Annotated in this window: 15 protein-coding genes; all 15 read left to right on the plus strand. The window is 53.0% G+C overall.

Annotated features, from left to right (window positions below; translation table 11 throughout):
- Positions 1–192: 192 nt before the first annotated feature.
- The 15 genes from Q0P86_RS00450 to Q0P86_RS00520 all read left to right on the plus strand — a co-directional run bounded on the left by Q0P86_RS00450 (position 193) and on the right by Q0P86_RS00520 (position 20657).
- Positions 193–3084, plus strand: a complete 2892-nt coding sequence (locus Q0P86_RS00450) for a carbohydrate-binding protein (protein ID WP_295036653.1) — start codon at positions 193–195, stop codon at positions 3082–3084.
- A gap of 68 nt (positions 3085–3152) precedes the next feature.
- Complete coding sequence (locus Q0P86_RS00455; protein ID WP_295036656.1) at positions 3153–5030, plus strand: GDSL-type esterase/lipase family protein; 1878 nt, start codon at positions 3153–3155, stop codon at positions 5028–5030.
- A gap of 125 nt (positions 5031–5155) precedes the next feature.
- Complete coding sequence (locus Q0P86_RS00460) at positions 5156–7036, plus strand: SGNH/GDSL hydrolase family protein (RefSeq protein ID WP_294111433.1); 1881 nt, start codon at positions 5156–5158, stop codon at positions 7034–7036.
- A 14-nt stretch (positions 7037–7050) separates the two neighbouring features.
- Positions 7051–7503 carry a hypothetical protein gene (locus Q0P86_RS00465; protein WP_294111431.1) on the plus strand — a complete coding sequence of 151 codons (453 nt, stop codon included), beginning with the start codon at positions 7051–7053 and terminating at the stop codon, positions 7501–7503.
- On the plus strand, positions 7504–8565 hold the full coding sequence (locus Q0P86_RS00470) for an NAD-dependent epimerase/dehydratase family protein (protein WP_294111429.1): 1062 nt from the start codon (positions 7504–7506) through the stop codon (positions 8563–8565).
- Positions 8555–9325: a glycosyltransferase family 2 protein gene (locus Q0P86_RS00475; RefSeq protein WP_294111427.1), complete on the plus strand. Its 771-nt coding sequence runs from the start codon at positions 8555–8557 to the stop codon at positions 9323–9325. The genes Q0P86_RS00470 and Q0P86_RS00475 overlap by 11 nt, the downstream gene beginning before the upstream one ends.
- A 32-nt stretch (positions 9326–9357) precedes the next feature.
- Positions 9358–10269 (plus strand): MoxR family ATPase, encoded by a 912-nt coding sequence (locus tag Q0P86_RS00480; RefSeq protein WP_290993659.1) that lies wholly within the window; start codon positions 9358–9360, stop codon positions 10267–10269.
- Between the two features lie 151 nt (positions 10270–10420).
- The gene (locus Q0P86_RS00485) at positions 10421–11563 is read left to right on the plus strand and encodes a DUF58 domain-containing protein (protein WP_295036660.1); all 1143 of its coding nucleotides are present in this window, start codon (positions 10421–10423) and stop codon (positions 11561–11563) included.
- Positions 11560–13647, plus strand: a complete 2088-nt coding sequence (locus tag Q0P86_RS00490; protein ID WP_295036662.1) for a transglutaminase family protein — start codon at positions 11560–11562, stop codon at positions 13645–13647. Before Q0P86_RS00485 ends, Q0P86_RS00490 begins: the two co-directional genes overlap by 4 nt.
- A gap of 209 nt (positions 13648–13856) precedes the next feature.
- A complete protein-coding gene (locus Q0P86_RS00495; protein ID WP_295036663.1) occupies positions 13857–14459 on the plus strand; it encodes an ATPase in 603 nt (200 codons plus the stop codon).
- A 12-nt stretch (positions 14460–14471) separates the two neighbouring features.
- A complete protein-coding gene (locus tag Q0P86_RS00500) occupies positions 14472–15029 on the plus strand; it encodes a DUF2764 family protein (RefSeq protein ID WP_290914189.1) in 558 nt (185 codons plus the stop codon).
- A gap of 17 nt (positions 15030–15046) precedes the next feature.
- Positions 15047–16804: a V-type ATP synthase subunit A gene (locus Q0P86_RS00505; protein WP_290993652.1), complete on the plus strand. Its 1758-nt coding sequence runs from the start codon at positions 15047–15049 to the stop codon at positions 16802–16804.
- The gene (locus tag Q0P86_RS00510; protein WP_290993650.1) at positions 16797–18098 is read left to right on the plus strand and encodes a V-type ATP synthase subunit B; all 1302 of its coding nucleotides are present in this window, start codon (positions 16797–16799) and stop codon (positions 18096–18098) included. Before Q0P86_RS00505 ends, Q0P86_RS00510 begins: the two co-directional genes overlap by 8 nt.
- Before the next feature lies 1 nt (position 18099).
- Complete coding sequence (locus Q0P86_RS00515; protein ID WP_073116472.1) at positions 18100–18732, plus strand: V-type ATP synthase subunit D; 633 nt, start codon at positions 18100–18102, stop codon at positions 18730–18732.
- Positions 18729–20657, plus strand: coding sequence for an ATPase (locus Q0P86_RS00520; protein WP_295036665.1), 1929 nt, complete (start codon positions 18729–18731; stop codon positions 20655–20657). The genes Q0P86_RS00515 and Q0P86_RS00520 overlap by 4 nt, the downstream gene beginning before the upstream one ends.
- The last annotated feature ends 18 nt before the right edge of the window (positions 20658–20675 follow it).

The following is a 20675-nucleotide window of genomic DNA, read 5'->3' on the forward strand; positions in this document are numbered from 1 at the left end:
CTACTGCAAAATAAAGTGAAATATGTAAAAATTAAGAAATTATGTGGACTTTTTATAAAAATTTGATTATATTTGAAGAGTGCAACTATTGTAGACAGTTGTCTTTGGACTACAAAAAAGGAATGTGCCGTGAACCTTTGTTGTTTTTTGAGGATAGATTTGCTTAGAGGTTGCCAAAAAAATGGAGCTTATATGGGTATTGGTTTAAAAACATCGACAATTTTTGCTGGAGCAGTCCTGGCTTTTGGTCTTGCGTCGCCCTCTTTCGCGGCGACCCGCCAAATGGAAAAACTTTCGCGTGGCCTTGCTGTAGCGAATACGGGCAAGGGTATGCTTGTGAGCTGGCGCCTCTTGGGTACCGAGAATCCGGACACGGAATTCAACCTTTATCGCGACGGAACGAAAATTGCGTCCATCAGTAAGACTGCTGGCACGAACTACCTGGATGCCGACGGCAAGACGACTTCCAAGTATACGGTTGCCGCCGTGGTGAACGGCAAGGAGGGCAAGGCGGAAGGCGCACTTATCGTGTTGGACCAGAACAGCAAGGGGTTCCCGTACAAGACCATCAAGGGACTCAATGTACCCAAGGACCAGACGATGCCGGACGGTTCTACATGCAGCTACAGCCCCAACGACATGAGTGTGGGCGACCTGGATGGCGATGGCGAACTGGATTTGGTTCTCAAGTGGGATCCGAACAATTCCAAGGACAATTCCCAGTCGGGTTACACGGGATCGGTGTTTATTGACGGCTTGAAGATGGATGGAACCCTCCTGTGGCGTATCGACCTGGGCAAGAATATCCGTGCCGGCGCCCATTACACCCAGTTTATGGTCTACGACCTGGATGGCGACGGTATTGCCGAAATCGTGATGAAAACTTCCGACGGCACAGTCGACGGCAAGGGCAAGGTCATTGGCGACGGTTCCAAGGATTACCGCTCCTCTTCGGGAACGATCATGACCGGTAACGAGTTCCTGACGGTGTTCAAGGGAAATACCGGCGAGGCTGTCCATACGATTAACTATTGGCCTGCCCGCGGAAAGATTTCGGGGGATACCTACGGTAACCGCGACAACCGCATGCTGGCGGCGATTGCCTACCTGGACGGGGTCCATCCGAGTGTCATCATGAGCCGCGGTTACTATACCGAATTCTTTGTGGCTGCCTATGATTTTGACGGCAAGGAACTCAAGACCCGCTGGCAGCACAGTTCCGACAAGAAGGGGCAGGGGCTTTATGGTGAAGGCAACCACAACCTTTCCGTTGGCGACCTGGATGGTGACGGCTTCGACGAGATTGTCATGGGCTCAGCCGCGCTCAATCACGACGGTACGCTCCGCTACCGTACGGGCTTTGGTCACGGCGATGCGATGCATCTTTCTGATATGGATCCTGACCATCCGGGTTTGGAAGTCTACGATGTTCACGAAGAAAAGCAGAATGCGTATAGTGAAGAATACCGCGACAAGGATGGCAAGGTCATCTGGGGAACGACTCAGACCCAGGCTGGAAATGTGGACAATGGCCGTGGCATGGCTGCCGATGTCGATTCCACGAATCGCGGCTTCGAAATGTGGTCGGGAACCAGCGGAGGAATGCGTACCGTGAAGGGGACTCTTTTGCATGAGACGAAGCCTTCGGTCAATTTCCGCATTTACTTTGATGGAGACTTGCAAGATGAACTGCTGGATGCTACAGGCAGTGGCGGCAGCGGAGGAAAGATTGAAAAGTGGAATTCCAGCAAGAAGACTGTCGATCGCTACTTCAGCTTCTATGAAGTGAATAGTTCGACTCTGAACAACTACACTAAGGCGAATCCTTGTATTGTGGCCGATCTCTTCGGTGACTGGCGCGAAGAGTTCATTGCACGTTCCAGCACGGATCCTTCGACGATTACGATTTTCCAGACTCCCGTGACGACTCCGCACAGGCTCTACACGCTGATGCACGACCCGCAATACCGCGTGAGTGTCGCTTGGCAGAATGTTGCCTATAACCAACCGCCCCACGTGAGCTATTACCTGCCCGACATGGTGAAGAACTTGAAGAAACCCGACATTTACATGCTTGGTACCGAAGGTGTCGTGGGCCTCGCTCCTTCTATTTCGAAGGTGGGCGATGGGCTTGAAAACCAGGGAATCCTGCTAGGTAATGCAATCGAGAGCTTCGGCTACAAGTTTATCGGCTGTGACGGCGTGAAGGTGACTGGACTCCCGAAGGGCGTGACCGCGAAGGTAGAGGGTTCGACCGTGACCATTTCGGGAACTCCGACGGAAGCGGGCGTATTTGCCTACACCGTTGTAACCGAAGGTGGTGAGGGTGATGCCGCGTCTGCGAAGGGTGTGCTCTCTGTTGCCGCTCCGGGAAATGCTGAAGAGGTTGCGACGAAGAAGGAGGCCTCCAAGGTCGATGTTTCTACGCCGGATGCGGGAATCGGCTGGTCCGAGACGACCAATACTGGCTTTGTCGAGAAGGGATACTTCAACTTCGACAATTCCACTGCAAGCTACGGGACATGGAACCTGCATTCCGAACATACTGCTTCTACCACCATCAGCATCCGTTTTGCAAACGGAGGCAGTGCCGCACGCGATATGGAACTTGTGGTGAACGGAGTCAAGGTAGGGACGGTCTCTATGGATGCGACCGGCGGCTGGACGACTTGGCTTACGACTGATGTGAAGATTGACTTGGCGAAGGGACTCAATACGATTACGCTCAAGTCGACGACTGCCGATGGTGGCGCGAATGTGGATATGTTCTACTTCGATATCGAAGGCGTGAGCGCCTATGCGGGCCAGGTCGACGAGCAGACCACGATAAAGCCTGTTGCAGCTTCTGTGCGTGGAATGGTGTTCAACCCCTCGACGGGCGTGTTGTACACCCCGAAAGCAGGCCTTGCCGAAATTTACTTCTACGACATGTCCGGTGCGATGCGCCTGGGTATCTCGAAGAATGTTTCTGCGGGATCTACAGCGATGGCACTCGACCAAGAACTGCTCCCGAAGGGAATGTACTTGGTGAAGGTTAAACTTAACGGAAAGGCTGTTTCGACGAAGAAATTCTCGAAGCAATAAAACACCTCACTGCCTGGCCCTGGTCTTTCGAGTGTTGGACTGGGGCTAGGCAATTTAGGGTCTTGGTTATGAAGATGTTTAATAAAATTTGGCAGTCTGCCGTAATCGCATCGATGGTCGTGGCTCCGCTCACATGGTCGGCGGTGACCATTTATATGTGTGGCGACTCCACCATGCAGGACTGGAACGAGGGCTACTATCCCAAGCAGGGAATGGGGCAGGATTTTGGCTATTTCTTCGATGCTAGTGCAGTTTCGGTCTACAATGCGGGCCGCGGAGGCACGACTTCGCAAACGTATTACGATGGCCATTGGAAAGTTGATTTCAAGAAGAACGGTGTGACTTATCCTGCTGTGTCCGGCCTTGTCCAGAAAGGGGACTACGTGTTTATCATGTTTGGTGCCAACGATAATGGATACAAGACAGGGGAGACCAATTTCAAGAACAGCATCGGTGGCATGGTTACGGAATCGAGGGCCAAGGGTGCAATCCCGATTCTGCTTGCTCCGATTCGCCGTTCTAGCTTTACCAAAAAGGATTCTATATATGAATCCTATCATGCATACCCAATCTACATGCGGCAGGTTGCGGATTCATTGAAGGTTCCGTTGATTGATCTGGACACCCTTTCTAGGAACTATCTGATTTCTACGGGCGAACTTTATGCCCATCGTTTTGTCAATATGTTCATCAATGATGGTGAATATTCGACGAGTGGCTCGCAGACAGATAATCAGCATTTGCAGCAGATGGGCGCAAATGATATGGCGCGTATGGTGACGGAGCAGATGCGTATTCATCGTGATGCGGATGTCAAGGCTCTGGCGAACTATTTGGCACCCATGTATCAGGTAGATGTCAAGGTTAGTCCGGCCGGGAGCGATTCTGCGACTACATTGAGTGCGTATTATCCGCAGGGCATGAAGGTTACTCTCAAGACGATTCCCAAGGCCGGAAAGAAGTTCGTGGGGTGGTTTGATGGCAACGGAAACAAGGTGAGCGGCAATGCGGTAACCCAGATCCGCTCCAATTACATGTATTCCTTTGCGATGGGAAATAAATCTACGCAATATACGGCTGTGTATGAAGGCGGATCCGCTATTAAATACACGGGCGATGGTTCTGCGCGGAAGACTTTCCCGACGGATGTTCCAAAGTGTATTGGAGGTTGTTCGGGGAATGTATCCAGTTCTTCGATAACACCGACTTCGTCAAGTTCTTTTGATGACGAAAGTTCGTCGTCTCACGTAAGTCTCGACATTAAGAGATATTTTGATGCTCATGCACCTGATGAAGGTGTAGGCTTTTCAGAAAATAACCATGAAAATTATACGGGTGAAGGTTTTTTCAACTTTGCAAACGAGATGAATTCCTATGCCAATTATAAAATGGTTTTCCCGAAGGCCTCGCGAGTGACGATGGCGATTCGCTATTCTTTTGCAGGAAATGCGGATAGGATGGTGAATGTTTATTTGGATCATGATTACTATGTGTTCTTTGAACCGACGGGTAGCTGGGATGAATGGGATACAGCCTATGTTGATATTGATTTGCTGAGTGGTGAAAATACGCTTCAGTTTATTTCGATGTCGAATGATGGAGGTCCTAATATTGATGCCTTTGGCTTTAGCATCAATGGCGTTTGCCGTGTTGGAGAAGAGTGCCCCGAAGTTAATGACTCGACCGATTCGTCAGAGACTATTATTGCTGCAAGCGCTGTACGCCCTGAACAGGTCCGGTTAAACGGTGATGTTTTGAAATTGAATGGCATAGAAAATGCACGCATTGATGTGTTTGATATGCGCGGACGCCTGGTGGCAAAGCGGATTGTCGAAAACGCTTCTGAAGTTTCTCTTGCAAACTTGGTGAAATCTACCGGACTCTACCGCGTTGTGGTGAAACAGGGAAGTGCCCGATTCTCGGCGACTTATGCAAAGGTGAAATAAATAAAGTGTCTTTCTTCATGGTCATCCTGGAGCGTAGCGACGGGATCCAACGCTGGATTCCCTCCCTTCGGTCGAGAATGACTGAACCGAAGAACTACTCTACGTACTGTTAACTAATCATTGTTATGAAAAAAGTTTTAAAATTTTTTCTTGCTGCCGCCGTGTTTGCGGGTGTCGCCGTGAGCGATTCTACGAGCTTTAAGGTCCACGTGATTGGCGACTCCACGGTCTGTAACTACAAGGATAGCGCCTACCCGCAAACGGGCTGGGGACAGATTCTGGGGAGTTTCTTTGACGTTTCCCGCGTCCAGGTGGTGAACTACGCTATCGGCGGTCGCAGTTCCAAGACGTTCGTGCAGGAAGGCCGCCTGGATGAAGTCAAGAAAAATCTCCAGAAGGGCGATATCATGATGGTCCAGTTCGGGCATAACGACCGTTATTTTGGGAGCAAGGCTCGCGAGGTTCCCTTTGATTCGCTTGGCTATTGGCTACAAAAGTATGCCGATGTGGCTAAAGGGGCGGGCGTTACCTTGGTGTACGTGACCCCGATGAACATGAACATGGGAGCCAACGGCCGTAATATCTTTACGGAATACAACGTTGTTGGCAAGATGGAAGAACTTGCCAAGAAAAACGGCGCCGTTTACGTGAACCTGAACGCAAAATCCTACAATGCTTACAGCAAAAGCTGGGACCCGGCGTATGTTTCCCGCTACCAGTTCAAAATGTTCCTGGCTGGAGAATACCCGAATTACAAGGATGGTGTCACCAACGACGGAACGACGCACTTCCAGGAATCGGGCTCCATTGCGCATTGCCAGTGGATTGCCGAGGAACTTGAAAGCGCCCTGAAAAATGAATCGTACATCTCTGCCGATAACAAGGCGAATTTGACACAGCTCGTGTCTGCCCTCAAGCCGCGTTATGCCTTTACGGTCAAGGCGAATGTTTCGAACAGCAAGGGGCTCATTACGCATAACCAACAACTTCCTGGCGGCGCTCCTCTTACTTTGCATGTAAGCCCCGGTAGCTTTGGCAAGAAGTTCGTTGGCTGGTACGATGACGACTGCAATAAGCTTTCTGCCGATTCGAACTACTACGGAAAAAAGACCCTCTACCGCGCGGCAACCTATACGGCTGTCTTTGACGGTGGTCCTGCCTGTCAGCCGACTTCGCACGGTGAAGAAGGCTCCGGTGACAATCCGACTTCTTCTAGTTCCGTGGAACCGGAATCTTCGGCCTCTATTGACACGGCGCTCTGCTTTGACGGTGTTGCCGACGAAGCCTGGCCTTCTCCGATTGACATGGCTAACCCCGAAGTGGGGGATGGCTGGACCGAGGCGAACCACGAAGGCTATACGGGCCAGGGATTCTTCAACTTTGACAACACCGCCTACAGTACGGCAACTTACAATGTGACCTCGGACCAGTCCGCGTCGAACGCCCGCGTAATGATTCGCTACTCGTTCGTAGGTAATACTGATCGAGACATGAAGCTGACTGTCGATAATGGTGAGTACGATGTGACATTCAAGTCTACCGGAAGCTGGGACAAGTGGGATACCGCTTACGTCGAGGACGTGTGGGTGGATGCTCTTGACTTTAAGGTGAAGCTTGCTTCGGCCTCGGCAGATGGTGGCCCGAATATCGACATGATTGCCTTCGACATCAAGGGCGTTTACCGTACCGGTTGCAGCCCTGCAAAGGTAAAAGGCGGTGTGGATTCGTCTTCTTCGGAAAGTGGCGAAATGATCGCTTTCGACAATCGCATTGTTGCAGGATTCCATTTTGATGCGACTCACAAGACCGTGACGACTTCTGGAGGCTTGCTCAAGGTTCAAATAACGGATGCCTTGGGAAAGATGGTGGCCCAGGAGATGCGTCAGGTTGCTCCGGGAACGGTTTCCCTGCTGCAAAAAGACGCAAGGATGCCGTATGGACGCTATTTTGTGCGGGTGCAACTGGATGACCGAGTCGTAATGTCTTCTTTTTTGTATATTAAGTGAAAAATGGAGGCTTTATGAAGCTTTTTAAGTTGACTGCATCTGTGTGCGCTCTGGCCGCCGCGGTTTCTTTTACTGCTTGTGATGATTCTTCTTCGGCATCCGATGAAGGCAAGGTCGCTTACGATTGCTCTGTCAAGGATGGCGTAAAGGTCGCTTATCCGAAGGGTGGCGAAACTTTCAAGATTGGTGACACTGTTACTGTTGTTTATGGTGCTGACGTTGAAGATTCGGGATACCGTATCCTTCTTAAGACGGATGAAGATGATGCCGGTATGGATATGCTGGATGAGTCTCTTGATCCTGCCCATCTGGATGGAAAAACTTGCAACGAACAGAAAGTCGTTGTGAAAATGGATTTTCTGCCGGATAGCGTCGAATTGCCTCTCTTGAAGGCTTTGATTCGCGTCTCTCCTTATAACAAGACTGCCAAGGGTGCAAACTCCGGTTCCTTCAAGTTGACCGAGTAATTGAACGCGACTCTTGAATTTGAAGATTCTTCGATCACCGTAGCCCTTGTGGGTTGCGGTGGTTTTATTGGTAGCCACCTGTTGCGGGCAATCTTTGAACGAACCCGCTGGCGTATTTTCGGCGTAGACCTGGATTCGTACCGCATTCAGGAACATTTGGCTAATCCAAGGTTTGAATTTTTATGTGCAGACCTTGCGGATTCCGAGGTGGTGAAGCGTATTGCGCAGTATCCGGTAGTGGTGAACCTGGCGGCTATCTGTACACCAGGGCGATATATGGCCGAAGCGGCTGAGGTGATTCGTAGCAATTATGACCATCCGCGTGCCTTGGCTGATGCTTGTGCCAAGAGCGGAAGCTGGCTAATCCATTTTTCAACCTCCGAAATTTATGGCAAGACGGCAGCGGATTCGAAAGCTCTTCTTGAAGATGAATCCGAAATTGTGCTTGGACCTGTTACCGCTAGCCGATGGAGTTATGCGACTGCAAAACTCTTGACCGAACGCTACTTGGCGGGGCTTGCCGACTTGAATTGGACGGTAGTTCGCCCGTTCAATTTCGTGGGGCCTTTCATGGATTTTATGCCGGGGGTCGATGGCGAGGGAATTCCGCGGGTGCTCGCGAATTTCTCGACGGCGCTTGTTCGCGGCGAAACACTTAAGCTTGTGAATGGCGGTATTGCCAAACGTTGCTTTACCTCGGTGCACGATGCGGTGGACTTTATGTTCTGCGTGTTTGCGGCGGGTTGCAATCCAGAACGTCGCGAAAGAGTTCTTTCGCAGGCTTTCAATGTCGGTAATGCGACGAACGAAGTAACCGTTGAAGAACTTGCGCAGCTGATGCGTTCGGTGTATGCCAATCTTAAGGGAATTCCCGAAAGTGCGGTGCCTGGAGTCGAAACGGTCTCGGGTGAAAAATATTACGGCAAGGGTTACGATGATTCCTTGCGTCGCCTGCCTTCTGTCGAAAAAGCGGAACGCCTTGTTGGCTTTAAAGCGAAAATTCCGCTGAAAGAAGCCCTTGAAGAATCGCTTCGGTGGTTCATTGGTCATTATGCCCTTTGATTATTTTATTTTCATTCCCGCCTATAATGTTGCGACGACCCTTGCGCTTGTCCTGCAAAAGATTTCAGACGAAGTTTGGAACCGTTCGATTGTTTTGGTCATTGACGACGGTTCCGCCGACGATACGCGGGGCTCCTTTGAAAATTTTGTGGAGGCTCTCAACGGCGAATCCGCTGGCGTCCAGAAAAAAACGCGCCTTCGCTATATGCGTTTTGAACAAAATAACGGCTACGGTGCTGTCGTCAAGAAAGGAATTGCAGAAGGGCTTCGATCTGGTGCAAAATTTATTGCTTGTCTGCATGGCGATGGCCAGTATCCTGCTGAACAGTTGGACGTGTTCTTTAAGTACTTGGAATCTCAAGAAAAAATGGTGACGGATGCTACGAAAAAACTTGCATTGGTGCAGGGCTCGCGTCATTTGATTCGTGGGGGAGCCAAGGCGGGTAAAATGCCCCTGTACAAGCGACTGGGCGGAAAGTTCCTGACGGCAGTAGAAAATCTTGCCTTCAAACAGAAATTGACGGATCGTCACAGTGGATTTATTGTCTATTCCTCGGAATTCTTGAAGACTCTCAATCTTGCAAAACTGAGCCCGAGTTTTGATATTGATCTCGAAATGATTTCGATTGCCGATGCACGAGGCTTTAAACTTGCGGAACTCCCGATTCCAACTCGTTATGCCGGCGAAAAGTCTAATCTGAACGTGGTTACTTACGGCTTACGCGTTTTACGACAGGTTGTCCGCCGTATTGTTGCTTGATTTTTTCCCTATTTTTAATATATATTTAAAGCATGGTTAAAGATTTAATTCATGCTTTGAATGGGGTACTGCTCGGAAAGTCCGAGACGGTGGAGCTTTTGGTGATGGCACTGTTGGCGGACGGCCACGTGCTGGTAGAAGATGTTCCCGGCACAGGTAAGACGACGCTTTCGAAGGCGCTTGCCGCGGCGATTGGCGCGGACTTTGCGCGAATCCAGTTTACGCCGGATTTGTTGCCTGCCGATGTGACGGGCGGTGCGGTATTCAAGGCGAATACGGGCGAATTTGAAATCAAGAAGGGTCCTGTGTTTACGCAGGTGCTGTTAGCCGATGAAATCAACCGAGCCTCGCCGCGTACGCAGAGTGCGCTCTTGGAAGCGATGGAAGAGCGCCAGGTGTCGCTGGAAGGCGAACGGTACAAGTTGCCGGAACTTTTTATGGTGCTTGCGACAGAGAACCCGGTGGAATTTCATGGTGTATTCCCGCTGCCCGAAGCGCAGATGGATCGCTTTATGGTGCGCATTGCCGTGGGGTATCCGAGTGCGGAAACGGAACTTGAAATTTTGCGGGCGCATCGTACAAGTCGCCCGATTGATACTTTGAAGGCGGTAACGAATCCCGAAGAAATTTTGAAGGCCCGTGCCACGGTGCGCGGCATTCATATTGATGAATCGCTGGAACGCTATGTGATTTCGCTGGTGCAGGTGACACGTAACGATGGCGGCGTGCGTTTAGCAGCTAGCCCGCGTGCAGGTTTGAATTTGGTGCGCATGGCGCAGGCTTGTGCGTATGTGAATGGCCGCGACTTCGTGAATCCCGATGATATTCAACGCATATTTTTCCCGGTGATGGAACACCGCGTGTTCGCCAAAGACAGTGGCGACTCCGACGCCAGCAAGAAGATTTTGCAGGGAATATTAAAGCAGGTGAATGTACCCAAATAAAAACAATGTGTAATGTGTGGTGTGTAATGACCAAAGACTGTTTTTTTTACACGCCTCATTCCTCACTCCACACATCCTACTTCCAATAATGTCCTTCTTCCACTGGTTGATTCGTTCTATTCCGCGAGCCCCGAAAAAATCGGGCGTTTTGATGGCTGTTTATTTCTGGTGGTTGGACTATTTTACTCCGGCGGGTCGCGCCTTTGCTTCGCTGTTTTTGCTGGCGATGTTTGCCGGTGCGGTACCCGGTTTCTGGGCGGCGTGGATTTTTGCAGGGATTGATTTCCTGCTTTTCTTAGGCTTGGTCTTTAGCTTGTTTGTGACAGCGAAGCGGAGCAAGGTCTGGATTGAATGCGTCTCGGTGAATCGCGTGCGTGAAGGCGAAACGGCTACGGTGGCTGCTTTTGTGGCGGTGCACTCGACGATAGATTGTGTGACTTTGGGAGCGAATCGTTTGCCGCCCTCGCTTACAGGTTTTGAATCGGACCGCGAAAAGATTAAGAAGGGTGAGCCGCCGCGCAAGATGGAATGCCTTGTGCACACGACGCGCCGCGGCTCCTTTATGCTGAATAAGGTCTCGGCGAATGTGCCCGAGATTATGGGACTTTTGCGTTGGCCTTTTGGCTTTAACGGCTCGGTGGAATTGCTGGTTTACCCGCGCGCGCTTAAGGTGCAAGAATTCCCGTTCCTGACGCAGGGGGCTTCGGGCATGGCGTTTGCGCCGTTTTTGATGCCAAGCCTTACCCGCGGCATGAATTTTATCGGCGTGCGGCCTTACCGCGAAGGTGATTCCCTGCGGGACTTGCACCACAAGGCATTTGCCCGCTACGGAAAACCTTTCACCAAGGAATTCGAGGTGGAACGCGGCGCGGGCGTAATTCTGCTCTTGGATACGGCGACGCCGAATTTCAAGTCGCGCCAATACTTGGAGCAGGCGATTCGCATGACTGCTGCAATAGGCGAGTGGCTTTTGGAACGCGAAATTCTCGGAAGATTTTTTATTGACAGTGAAGAAATTGCGCTGGATGCCGGTAGCGAAAGCCGCAAGAATTTGCTGGATGCCTTGGCGAGAATCCCGCCTGCATCGCTTGCGCATGCAAAACAGCCGGAACCTTGGGCACCTGCAGCGCGCCCGATGGATCCGGTACTTCGCGTCGGACTTTACGAAAACGAAGAACCGCTTGTGAATAAGCATATCGTGGTCGGAAAATATCCGGCTTCGACGGAAGATAAATTGCTGGTAGTATCGCCTGAAGAATTGGATGGCCTTGAACGCGGGGTGGTAACGCTATGAAGGCAAGCGAGAAAGTAGACATCCGCTACACCTTCAAGGTGCTGTTCCTTTGCCTCGCCTCGGTGAATCTGGGCCATACCTTTGACTTCTTGTGGCTCGGGATTTTATTTGCAATCTACTTTGTGGTCATCGGTGTGCTGAATGCGACGCGCCGCCGCGAATTTGCGAAGCGCCCGCGTTACAAAAAGATTCTCGCTTACGGCGCGATTGTGCCGCTAGCGCTTTTCTGGGTGATGACTCCGTCCGTTGAAAACGGCGTGTCGCCTTATCTGATTTTCTTGCCGGGAATTTACCTGCTGTATTTGGCGGCGTTGCAGGAACGGAGCCGCGGAAACGGCGGCTTTGAGGTCTTTGTTGCCTTCGATGGCGTAGGTGCTTTGCTCTTTGGAATGTACATGGTGCCGCACGGCTGGGGCTTTGTAGGCCTTGTTGGATTCTTGCTTGCGCTCAGTGCTTATAGCCGCCGCGGTACAGCGCCTTACAAGTACGGGCTCTTTTTACTCGTGATTGCGGCTCTCGGTGCAATTTCTTACGGCGGTTGGCAATACTGGAAATCGCAGCGTTACCGTTACGGCGCGCAGATGGCCGAAAACTATTACCAGCGCGAACGCATGATGGGTTTTGATCCGGTCGCGGCGTTGGGAAGTTTCGAGAGCAATTACAATTCCCGCTACAATAGCCAGGTGGTATTGCGCGTGTGGGACAAGCAGCCTCCGCGTTACTTTAAGGCGGCGAGCTACGAAAAATATGTGGCGGGCATTTGGAAACTGCCGACAAAATTTGCGAAGCGGCTTTATCCTGCCTACTATCAGGTGGACTATGCGGTATTTGAAACCGCGGATTCGCTGACGAAGGCCGATTCCCTGCGCGAAGTGGATCAAATTTGGGTGCAATCGACGCTCAATAACTTTGGCTTTGTGTTTACGCCGTACGGTGCCGTGGGCTTTGCGGCGAAAGACGTGGACTCGCTGACCTATTACGCGGGCGGCATGGTGCAGGGCTTGGACGGAAACGGAAAGCGCTCCGATTGGCATTATTTCAAGTGCAAGCCTGTCTCGGCCGAAATTGCGCCGGAGGTGTGCTCGTTACCGGATTCCTTGCTGGCTCCGAGTGAAGGCGATTTGCTGGTGGGCGAGCGGTACTGGCCGCTGATCGATACGGTGATTGCTGCAATGGGTTTGCGCGACACCGTCCCGACGGATTCTATCTCCGCGAATTCTGCTGCAACGGATTCGACGGCGCTTGCAAAATTGATGCCGGATTCTCTGGTGTTGCAGAAAATGCTCGCTTATTACTTCGTAAATTTCACCTATTCGCTTTCGGTGCCGGGAATGACGCGCTGGAATGGGGCGAAGAATGAACCTTTGGCCGTTTTCTGGCGCGAAAAGCAGGGCTTCTGCGAATACTATGCGACGCTTTCGACGCTAGCGCTTCGCCGCTTGGGAATTCCCTCGCGGTATGTGACGGGCTTTGCCAATCCTGAAGTGGTCGAGGGACTGCCTTATAGTATTTTCCGGCGCAAGCATTCGCATGCATGGGTCGAAGCGTATGTGGATGGCCGCTGGGTGATCTTCGACCCGACGCCTCCCATTTTGCCGCAGTTTGCGGATGCTCCTAGCTGGTGGAGCGTCAAATGGGAGGGCGTGTGCGGGCGTTTCGCCCGCGTGATGCATGCCCTTAAAGAAGGCGAGTGGCGTCGAGTCGTCGATAGTTGGCAGAATCAGTCGACCGCATTGTTGGAAAGCCCGATTCTGTATGTGGTGCTTGTTATACTGGTAGCAGCCTTTGTTGGCAGGAAACTCTATATATTATATAGACAAAGCGAAAAAAAACGGAGCTTTGTTTCGTCGCGGGCCGTCCTCTGGGTTAAACGCCTTGACCGGTGCGAAAAGGAACTTGCCAAGGTGGGGTTCCGTCGTGAAACTGGCGAAACCGTTGGCTGTTTTCTGCGGCGACTCGATGCTGAAATGGCGAAACTTGACGCTCCACAGGATTCCTCGAAATCTACCCCGAACCGTCGAAAAATAATCCGTAAAGCGCTAGAGTTTCTCCGCGACTACGAAATGCAGAGATGGCGTGTTTGACGATGCTTTTACACTTTTCGCTATCTTTGTTCAAAGGTTTTCACTTTTTTACATTGATCTTACGCATTCATCGGCAAAAACTGAAAATTCGTCGTTTTTTTTGAAAAATTTGCGTTTTTTTTGAACTTTTTGCCAAAATTACTTGTATATTAGTATCAAAAAATCCGAAAGGGGTCTTTTGATCCCTAAATCTGTTATTGGAGATATATATGGCAGAAGACTTGCAATACCTTATGGAACGCATCCAGAAAGATGCTGTCGATAAAGCAGAAAACGAGGCGGCGGCTATCATTGCCAAGGCCAAGGAAAAGGCGACCGATATCGTGAAGGCTGCCGAGGCCGAAGCGAGCGCCAAGCTCGAAAAGGCCGACAAGGACGCCGAAGCGTTCACGGAACGCAGCGAACGCACCCTTGAACAGTCCGCCCGCGACCTCCTGCTTTCGGTAGGCAAGAATCTCGAAAAGATGATTATGGACCTGCTTAACCTCCAGGTGGAAAAGTCCCTGGACGAATCCACCGTCAAGAGCATGCTCCTCACGGTAGCCAAGTCCTATACCTCCGACATCGAGGTGGATTTCTCCGACGCCGATGCCCGTAAGCTCAGCTCCTTTGTGATGGGCGAGTTCAAGAAGCAGCTTTCTGCCGGCGTGAAGGTCGAAAGCGACAAGGGTGTCAAGTTCGGCTTCCGCATCAAGCTCGATGGCGGCAAGGTCACCCACGAATTTACAGAAGCAGCAATGGCTGACGCTCTTTCGGCCCTGCTCCGTCCGCAACTTGCCAGAGTGGTAAACGCTGCCGCACAGGCGAAGTAACGCGGGTACTTGATGAGCAGTCCTTCTTACTTGATGGCTTCTCTTCCGATGATTGAGTTCGGCGATCCGGCCCCGCTCAGTATGGAAGATTTTCGCCACCGCTGCATCGGCGTGCTGTCCGAGCCGGAAATTGCGGCTCTGGACGCGCTTTTGGATGACGGTGAATGCGAAGAGTGCGACGACGAGTTCGTGCGCGCTTACAAGGCCCACGAAATCCAGATGAAGAACGTTTCGGGTAGGCTCCGTGCAAGCGCATGGGGGCCCGATATCCGTTTTACGGAAAAGTCCTTCCCGGGTTACGATGTCGCCTTTGCCAAGATGATTCAAGATGCGTTTGCCAAGTCGAATCCTATGGAAAAAGAGCAGGATATCGACAAGGCTCGTTTCTGGCTTGTGGACTCGCTCGCGGGAGTGGGCGAGGGTACCGTCAAGCATGTTTATGCTTATGCGATCAAACTGAAGATTTGTGAACGTTGGGCGCGCCTCTCCGAACAAGCGGGCGACGCTGCCGTGTTGAATGTTATTAATGCAAACGATCCTGCATACGCCCCTGCGGCGGCACAGGAATGACCGGAGGTCCATTTTCAATGGCTAGTATCGGAAAAATCATCGGCGTCAACGGTAACCTGATTCGCGTCAAGTTCGAAAGCGCCGTGTCCCAGAACGAAGTGGCGTATGCCAAGCTTACTCAGAAAAACAAGGACGGCAAGTCCGAAGTTATCCCCCTCAAGAGCGAAGTCATCCGTATCCGCGGTGACTACGCCGAACTCCAGGTGTTCGAAGACACCACGGGGCTCAAGACGGGTGACGAGGTGGAATTCACCGGCGAACTTTTGTCCGTAGAACTTGGCCCCGGCCTCTTGACCCAGGTCTTTGACGGTCTGCAGAACCCGCTCCCGAAGCTCGCCGAAGAATGCGGCTTCTTCCTGCAGCGCGGTAAGTACTTGAAGGCGCTTCCCCGCGACAAGAAGTGGGCATTTACCCCGGTCGCGAAGGCGGGCGATGTGGTGGTCGCGGGCGATACGCTGGGCACCGTGCCCGAAGGCGTGTTCACGCACCGCATCATGGTGCCGTTCCGCCTGCTGGGCAAGTGGACTGTGGAATCGGTCTCTGCCGCTGGCGAATTCACTGTAGAAACTGTTGTTGCAAAGCTCAAGAATGCTCACGGCGAAACCCAGGACGTGACTATGGTGCAGACCTGGCCGGTGAAGATGCCGATCAAGGCCTTCGAAGAACGCCTGCGCCCGAGCAAGCCTTTGACCATGCAGCAGCGCATTATCGATACGTTCTTCCCCGTGATGCAGGGCGGTACGTTCTGTACGCCGGGCCCGTTCGGTGCCGGTAAGACCGTGCTTCAGCAGCTCATGAGCCGCTACGCCGACGTGGATATCGTGATTTTGGCCGCTTGCGGTGAACGTGCAGGTGAAGTGGTGGAAACCCTCCGCGAATTCCCTGAACTGATTGACCCGCGTACCGGCAAGTCCCTGATGGAACGTACGCTGATTATTTGTAACACGTCTTCGATGCCGGTGGCTGCCCGTGAAGCTTCCGTTTATACGGGCGTGACTCTCGCCGAATACTACCGCCAGATGGGCCTGAACGTGCTCCTCTTGGCTGACTCGACTTCCCGTTGGGCTCAGGCTCTGCGTGAAATGAGCGGCCGTCTGGAAGAAATTCCGGGCGAAGAAGCCTTCCCGGCCTACCTCGAATCCGTGATTGCCGCCTTCTATGAACGCGGTGGCGTGGTTCGCCTGAAGGACGGCTCTACCGGTTCCGTGACGATTTGCGGTTCCGTGTCGCCTGCAGGTGGTAACTTCGAAGAACCGGTGACTCAGGCCACCCTGAAGGTGGTGGGCGCATTCCTCGGCCTTAGCCGTGAACGTTCCGACCAGCGCCGCTTCCCGGCAATCCACCCGCTGGATTCCTGGTCCAAGTACGAAGGCATCATCGACAGCAAGAAGGTGGCCGAAGCCCGTCACATCCTCGCAAACGGCGTGGACGTGAACAACATGATGAAGGTGGTGGGCGAAGAAGGTACCTCTATCGACGACTTCGTGATTTACCTGAAGTCCGAATACCTCGATGCCGTTTACCTGCAGCAGGACGCCTATAACGAAATCGATGCCGCCTGCTCCGCCGAACGCCAGAAGTACGTGTTCGACAAGGTTTACACCATCCTCAAGACCCCGATGAAGTTCAGCGAAAAGGACGTCGCCCGTACGTTCTTCCTCAAGCTCACTCAGTCGACGAAGGACTGGAACCGCGTCAAGTTCGATTCCCAGGAATTCAAGGACCTTGAACAAAGTATTTTTGCTTCCGTGAAGGAGGTTTCCGCTAATGCATAATGTGGCATACCATCGTATTGAACGCATCGCCGGTTCCGTGATTACGCTCCGCGCCGAAGGTGTAGCAAACCAGGAACTTGCCCAGGTGACAAGTTCGTTCGGAACATCCCTTGCCCGCGTGATCCGTATTGACGGTGACATGGTGGACTTGCAGGTGTTCGCAGGTGCCCGCGGTATTTCCACCGACTCCGAAGTGCGCTTCCTCGGTGAACCGATGAAGGTTCCGTACAGTGAAGCCTTGCTTGGCCGCGTGTTTAACGGTGCAGGCAAGCCCCGCGACAACGGCCCCGAAGTGGACGGCGAACGCATTACTATCGGTGGCCCCTCCGTGAACCCTGCCAAGCGTATCATCCCGAAGACGATGGTGCGTACAGGTATTCCGATGATCGACGTGTTCAACACGCTCGTGGTTTCGCAGAAGCTCCCGATTTTCTCTATCGCCGGTGAACCGTATAACGAACTCTTGGCCCGCATCGCCTTGCAGGCCGAAGTGGACGTGATTGTTCTCGGCGGCATGGGCCTGAAGCACGATGACTACCTGTACTTGAAGGACTTCCTCGAAAAGAACGGTGCCCTTAGCCGTACGGTGATGTTCATGCACACCGCCTCTGACCCGATTGTGGAATGCTTGCTCGTGCCGGATGCATCCCTTGCCGTGGCTGAAAAGTTCGCCACCGAAGGCAAGAACGTGCTCGTGCTCCTCACCGACATGACGAACTTTGCCGATGCCATGAAGGAAATCGCCATTACCATGGAACAGATTCCGTCGAACCGCGGTTACCCCGGCGACCTTTATTCTCAGCTTGCCAGCCGTTACGAAAAGGCCGTGGACTTCAGCGATGCCGGTTCTATCACCATTCTCGCCGTGACCACCATGCCTGGCGACGACGTGACCCACCCGGTTCCGGACAACACCGGTTACATTACCGAGGGTCAGTTCTACCTGCGCAAGGGCCGTATCGAACCGTTCGGTTCTCTGTCTCGTTTGAAACAGCAGGTGAACGGCAAGACCCGTAGCGACCACCGTACCATCATGAACACCATGATCCAGCTGTACGCAAGCTACAAGGAAACTTTGGAAAAGCAGTCCATGGGCTTCAACATGAGTAACTGGGACCAGAAGCTGTTGAAGTATGGCCAGCGTTTCGAAAGGGAAATGATGGACCTCTCCGTGAACATTCCGCTGGAACGTGCCTTGGACCTTGGCTGGGAAATCCTTGCCGACTGCTTCGCACCCGAAGAAACGGGTATTCCGACCAAGATGATCAACGAATATTGGCCCAAGAAGGGGTAATATGGCGAAGGTCAAGTTAACAAAGAACGCCCTCAAGGCGGAACGCGACGCATTGAAGCGCTTCCAGCGCTATCTGCCCACGTTGCTGCTCAAAAAGCAGCAGTTGCAGATGGAAATGCGCACGCTCCAGGAGAGGGTGATGGCAAAGCGAGAAGAGGAGGACAAGCTCCGCAAAAGCATGGCTTCCTGGATTTCGCTGTTTGCCGAACCCATCGAATGGTCAAAGTACCTGTCGGTGAAGGAAGTGCGCCAGGGTGAGGGAAACATCGCCGGCGTGAAGATTCCGACATACGACGGGGTAGATTTTAATATCTCGATTCCGGATTTCTTCACCACGCCCGTGTGGCTGGACGACGGTATCAGAAGCTTGCAGGGCCTGATATCGCTGCGTCTGGAACGCCGCGTGCTCGAGCGTCAGTATGAACTCCTCTCCAAGGAACTGCGTACCACGAGCCAGCGCGTGAACCTGTTCGAAAAGGTGAAAATTCCCGAAGCGAAGGAAAATATCCGCGTCATCAACATCTTCCTGGGCGACCAGCAGACCAGCGGCGTTGCCCGCAGCAAGCTTGCGAAGGGTAAGGCTACCGCCCGTACCGCTGCCCAGGATGCACTCGCGAAGGAGGCCGCCGCATGATTACTCCTATGAAGAAAGTGACGGTGCTGACGGTTGCAGGTGCGGTTGAAGAGACGCTCCAGGCGCTCCGTACGCTTGAAATTTTGCACCTCACGCCCCTCAAGGCTGCAGCAGGCGCCAAGCTGAACAAGGCCCGCGGCGAAGTAAACCGCGTGCAGAAGGCCCTGGAAGTGGTGCCCGAGAAGGCCCCGAAGGGTGTGACTCCCGTGAAGGATGCCGCTCCTGCCGCAAGCCTTATCGATGAAATCCAGCAACTGGTCGCTGAAAGCAAGCAGGCGGAAATCGACAAGGAACAGGCTGAAGAGGAACTCACCAAACTTTCCATGTTCAAGAACCTGGACCCCGCAACGGCAGCAGCACTCGCGGCGAAGGGTATCTATGTCAAACTGTACCAGCTCCATGACGGTAAAATCCCGTTCGAACTCGATGGCGAAGGTTCTATCGAAGAATTCGGCCAGGATGAAAACGGCAAGTATGTGGCCGTGGTGAGCAGGGGAGAAGCCCCTGTGGCCGTGAAGGGCAACTTCACGGAACTCACGATGCCGCAGAAGTCGCTTGCCGAATACCGCGAAATGGAAGCGAAAGCCAAGGAAACGCTTGCACGCGTCGAGCGTCGCCTGGGTGAACTTTCGGGCGTCCGCGAATCTATCGAGGACAAGCTTCTCGAAGTGGGTGACGACTACCGCATGGTCGAAGCCGAAGCCTCGATGGTGGGCGACAAGAATGTCGCCGCCGTGCAGGGCTTCTGCCCCGCACCGCGCGTGGGCGAACTTGAAAAGGCCGCCCGCGAGCACGGCTGGGGCCTCCTGGTGGACGACCCAGCCGACGGCGACGACATCCCGACTCTGCTTACCTACAGCAAGCTCAGCCGTCCCATGCAGTTCCTGTACGACATCATCGGCATTTCGCCGGGGTACAAGGAAGTGGACGTGTCGGCCGTGTTCCTTTGCTTCTTCAGCATCTTCTTTGCGATGATTGTGGGGGATACCGCTTACGGCCTGTTGTTCCTCGGTCTGGCACTCTTTGCCCGCTCGAAGATGCGGTCAGCGAACCCTGCAGGTTTCCACTTTATCTACCTCATGAGCATCGCCACCATCGTGTGGGGTGTCATCAACGCAAGCTTTCTCGGGCTAACGCCCTCGCTTGCGGGGTGGACGTATTACCTGGACATCACCAACTACGGCTGGTTGCCTGAACCGCTGAAGAACGCGATGCTTTGGATTCGCACCAGTGCCCCGACTGACCCTGCGAAGTTCGAAGCCTACAAGGCCTTCGCCCAGTCGATCACGATTCTGCCCGAAAGCTTCGTGCCGAAGGCGGCGGGTGCCTCCCAGATGCAGCATATCCAGCTGTTCTGCTTCTGCATCGCCGTGGTCCACCTGAGTATCGCTCACGTGTGGAACGTCTGCGTGCGCATCAAGCGCAAGGACTCCACGTTCATGGCGCAGGTGGGCTGGCTTATCGGCTGCTGGGTGATGTTCTTCCTGGCCTGCCAGATGGTGCTCGGTATCGATATGCCGAAGTTCGTCATCCCGATGTTCATCGTGGAAGCGGTACTCCTGGTGCTCTTTACCGTGCCGCCCAAGAGGCTCAAGCAGGACTTCATCAGCATCCCGATGCTGGTGCTGGACGTGGTGAACAGCTTTACCGACGTGATCAGTTACATCCGTCTGTTTGCTGTGGGCATGTCCGGTGCGGCTATCGCCGAGGCGTTCAACGACATGCTCTCGCCGCTGTTCGGCTCCGCTGTCGGTATCGCCGGGGCTGCCTTCCTGCTGCTCTTTGTGCACGGCCTGAACATCGCGCTTGCGGTCATGGGCGTCGCGGTCCACGCGGTACGTCTGAATACACTCGAATTTTCAAATGGACTTGGTCAGGAATGGAGCGGATTCGCGTTCGCACCCTTCGCCAAGCAGAAAAATTAAACCAAGGGATAATTCCCG

The sequence above is a fragment of the uncultured Fibrobacter sp. genome (assembly GCF_946062555.1).
In the GTDB taxonomy this organism is placed as follows: Bacteria; Fibrobacterota; Fibrobacteria; order Fibrobacterales; family Fibrobacteraceae; genus Fibrobacter.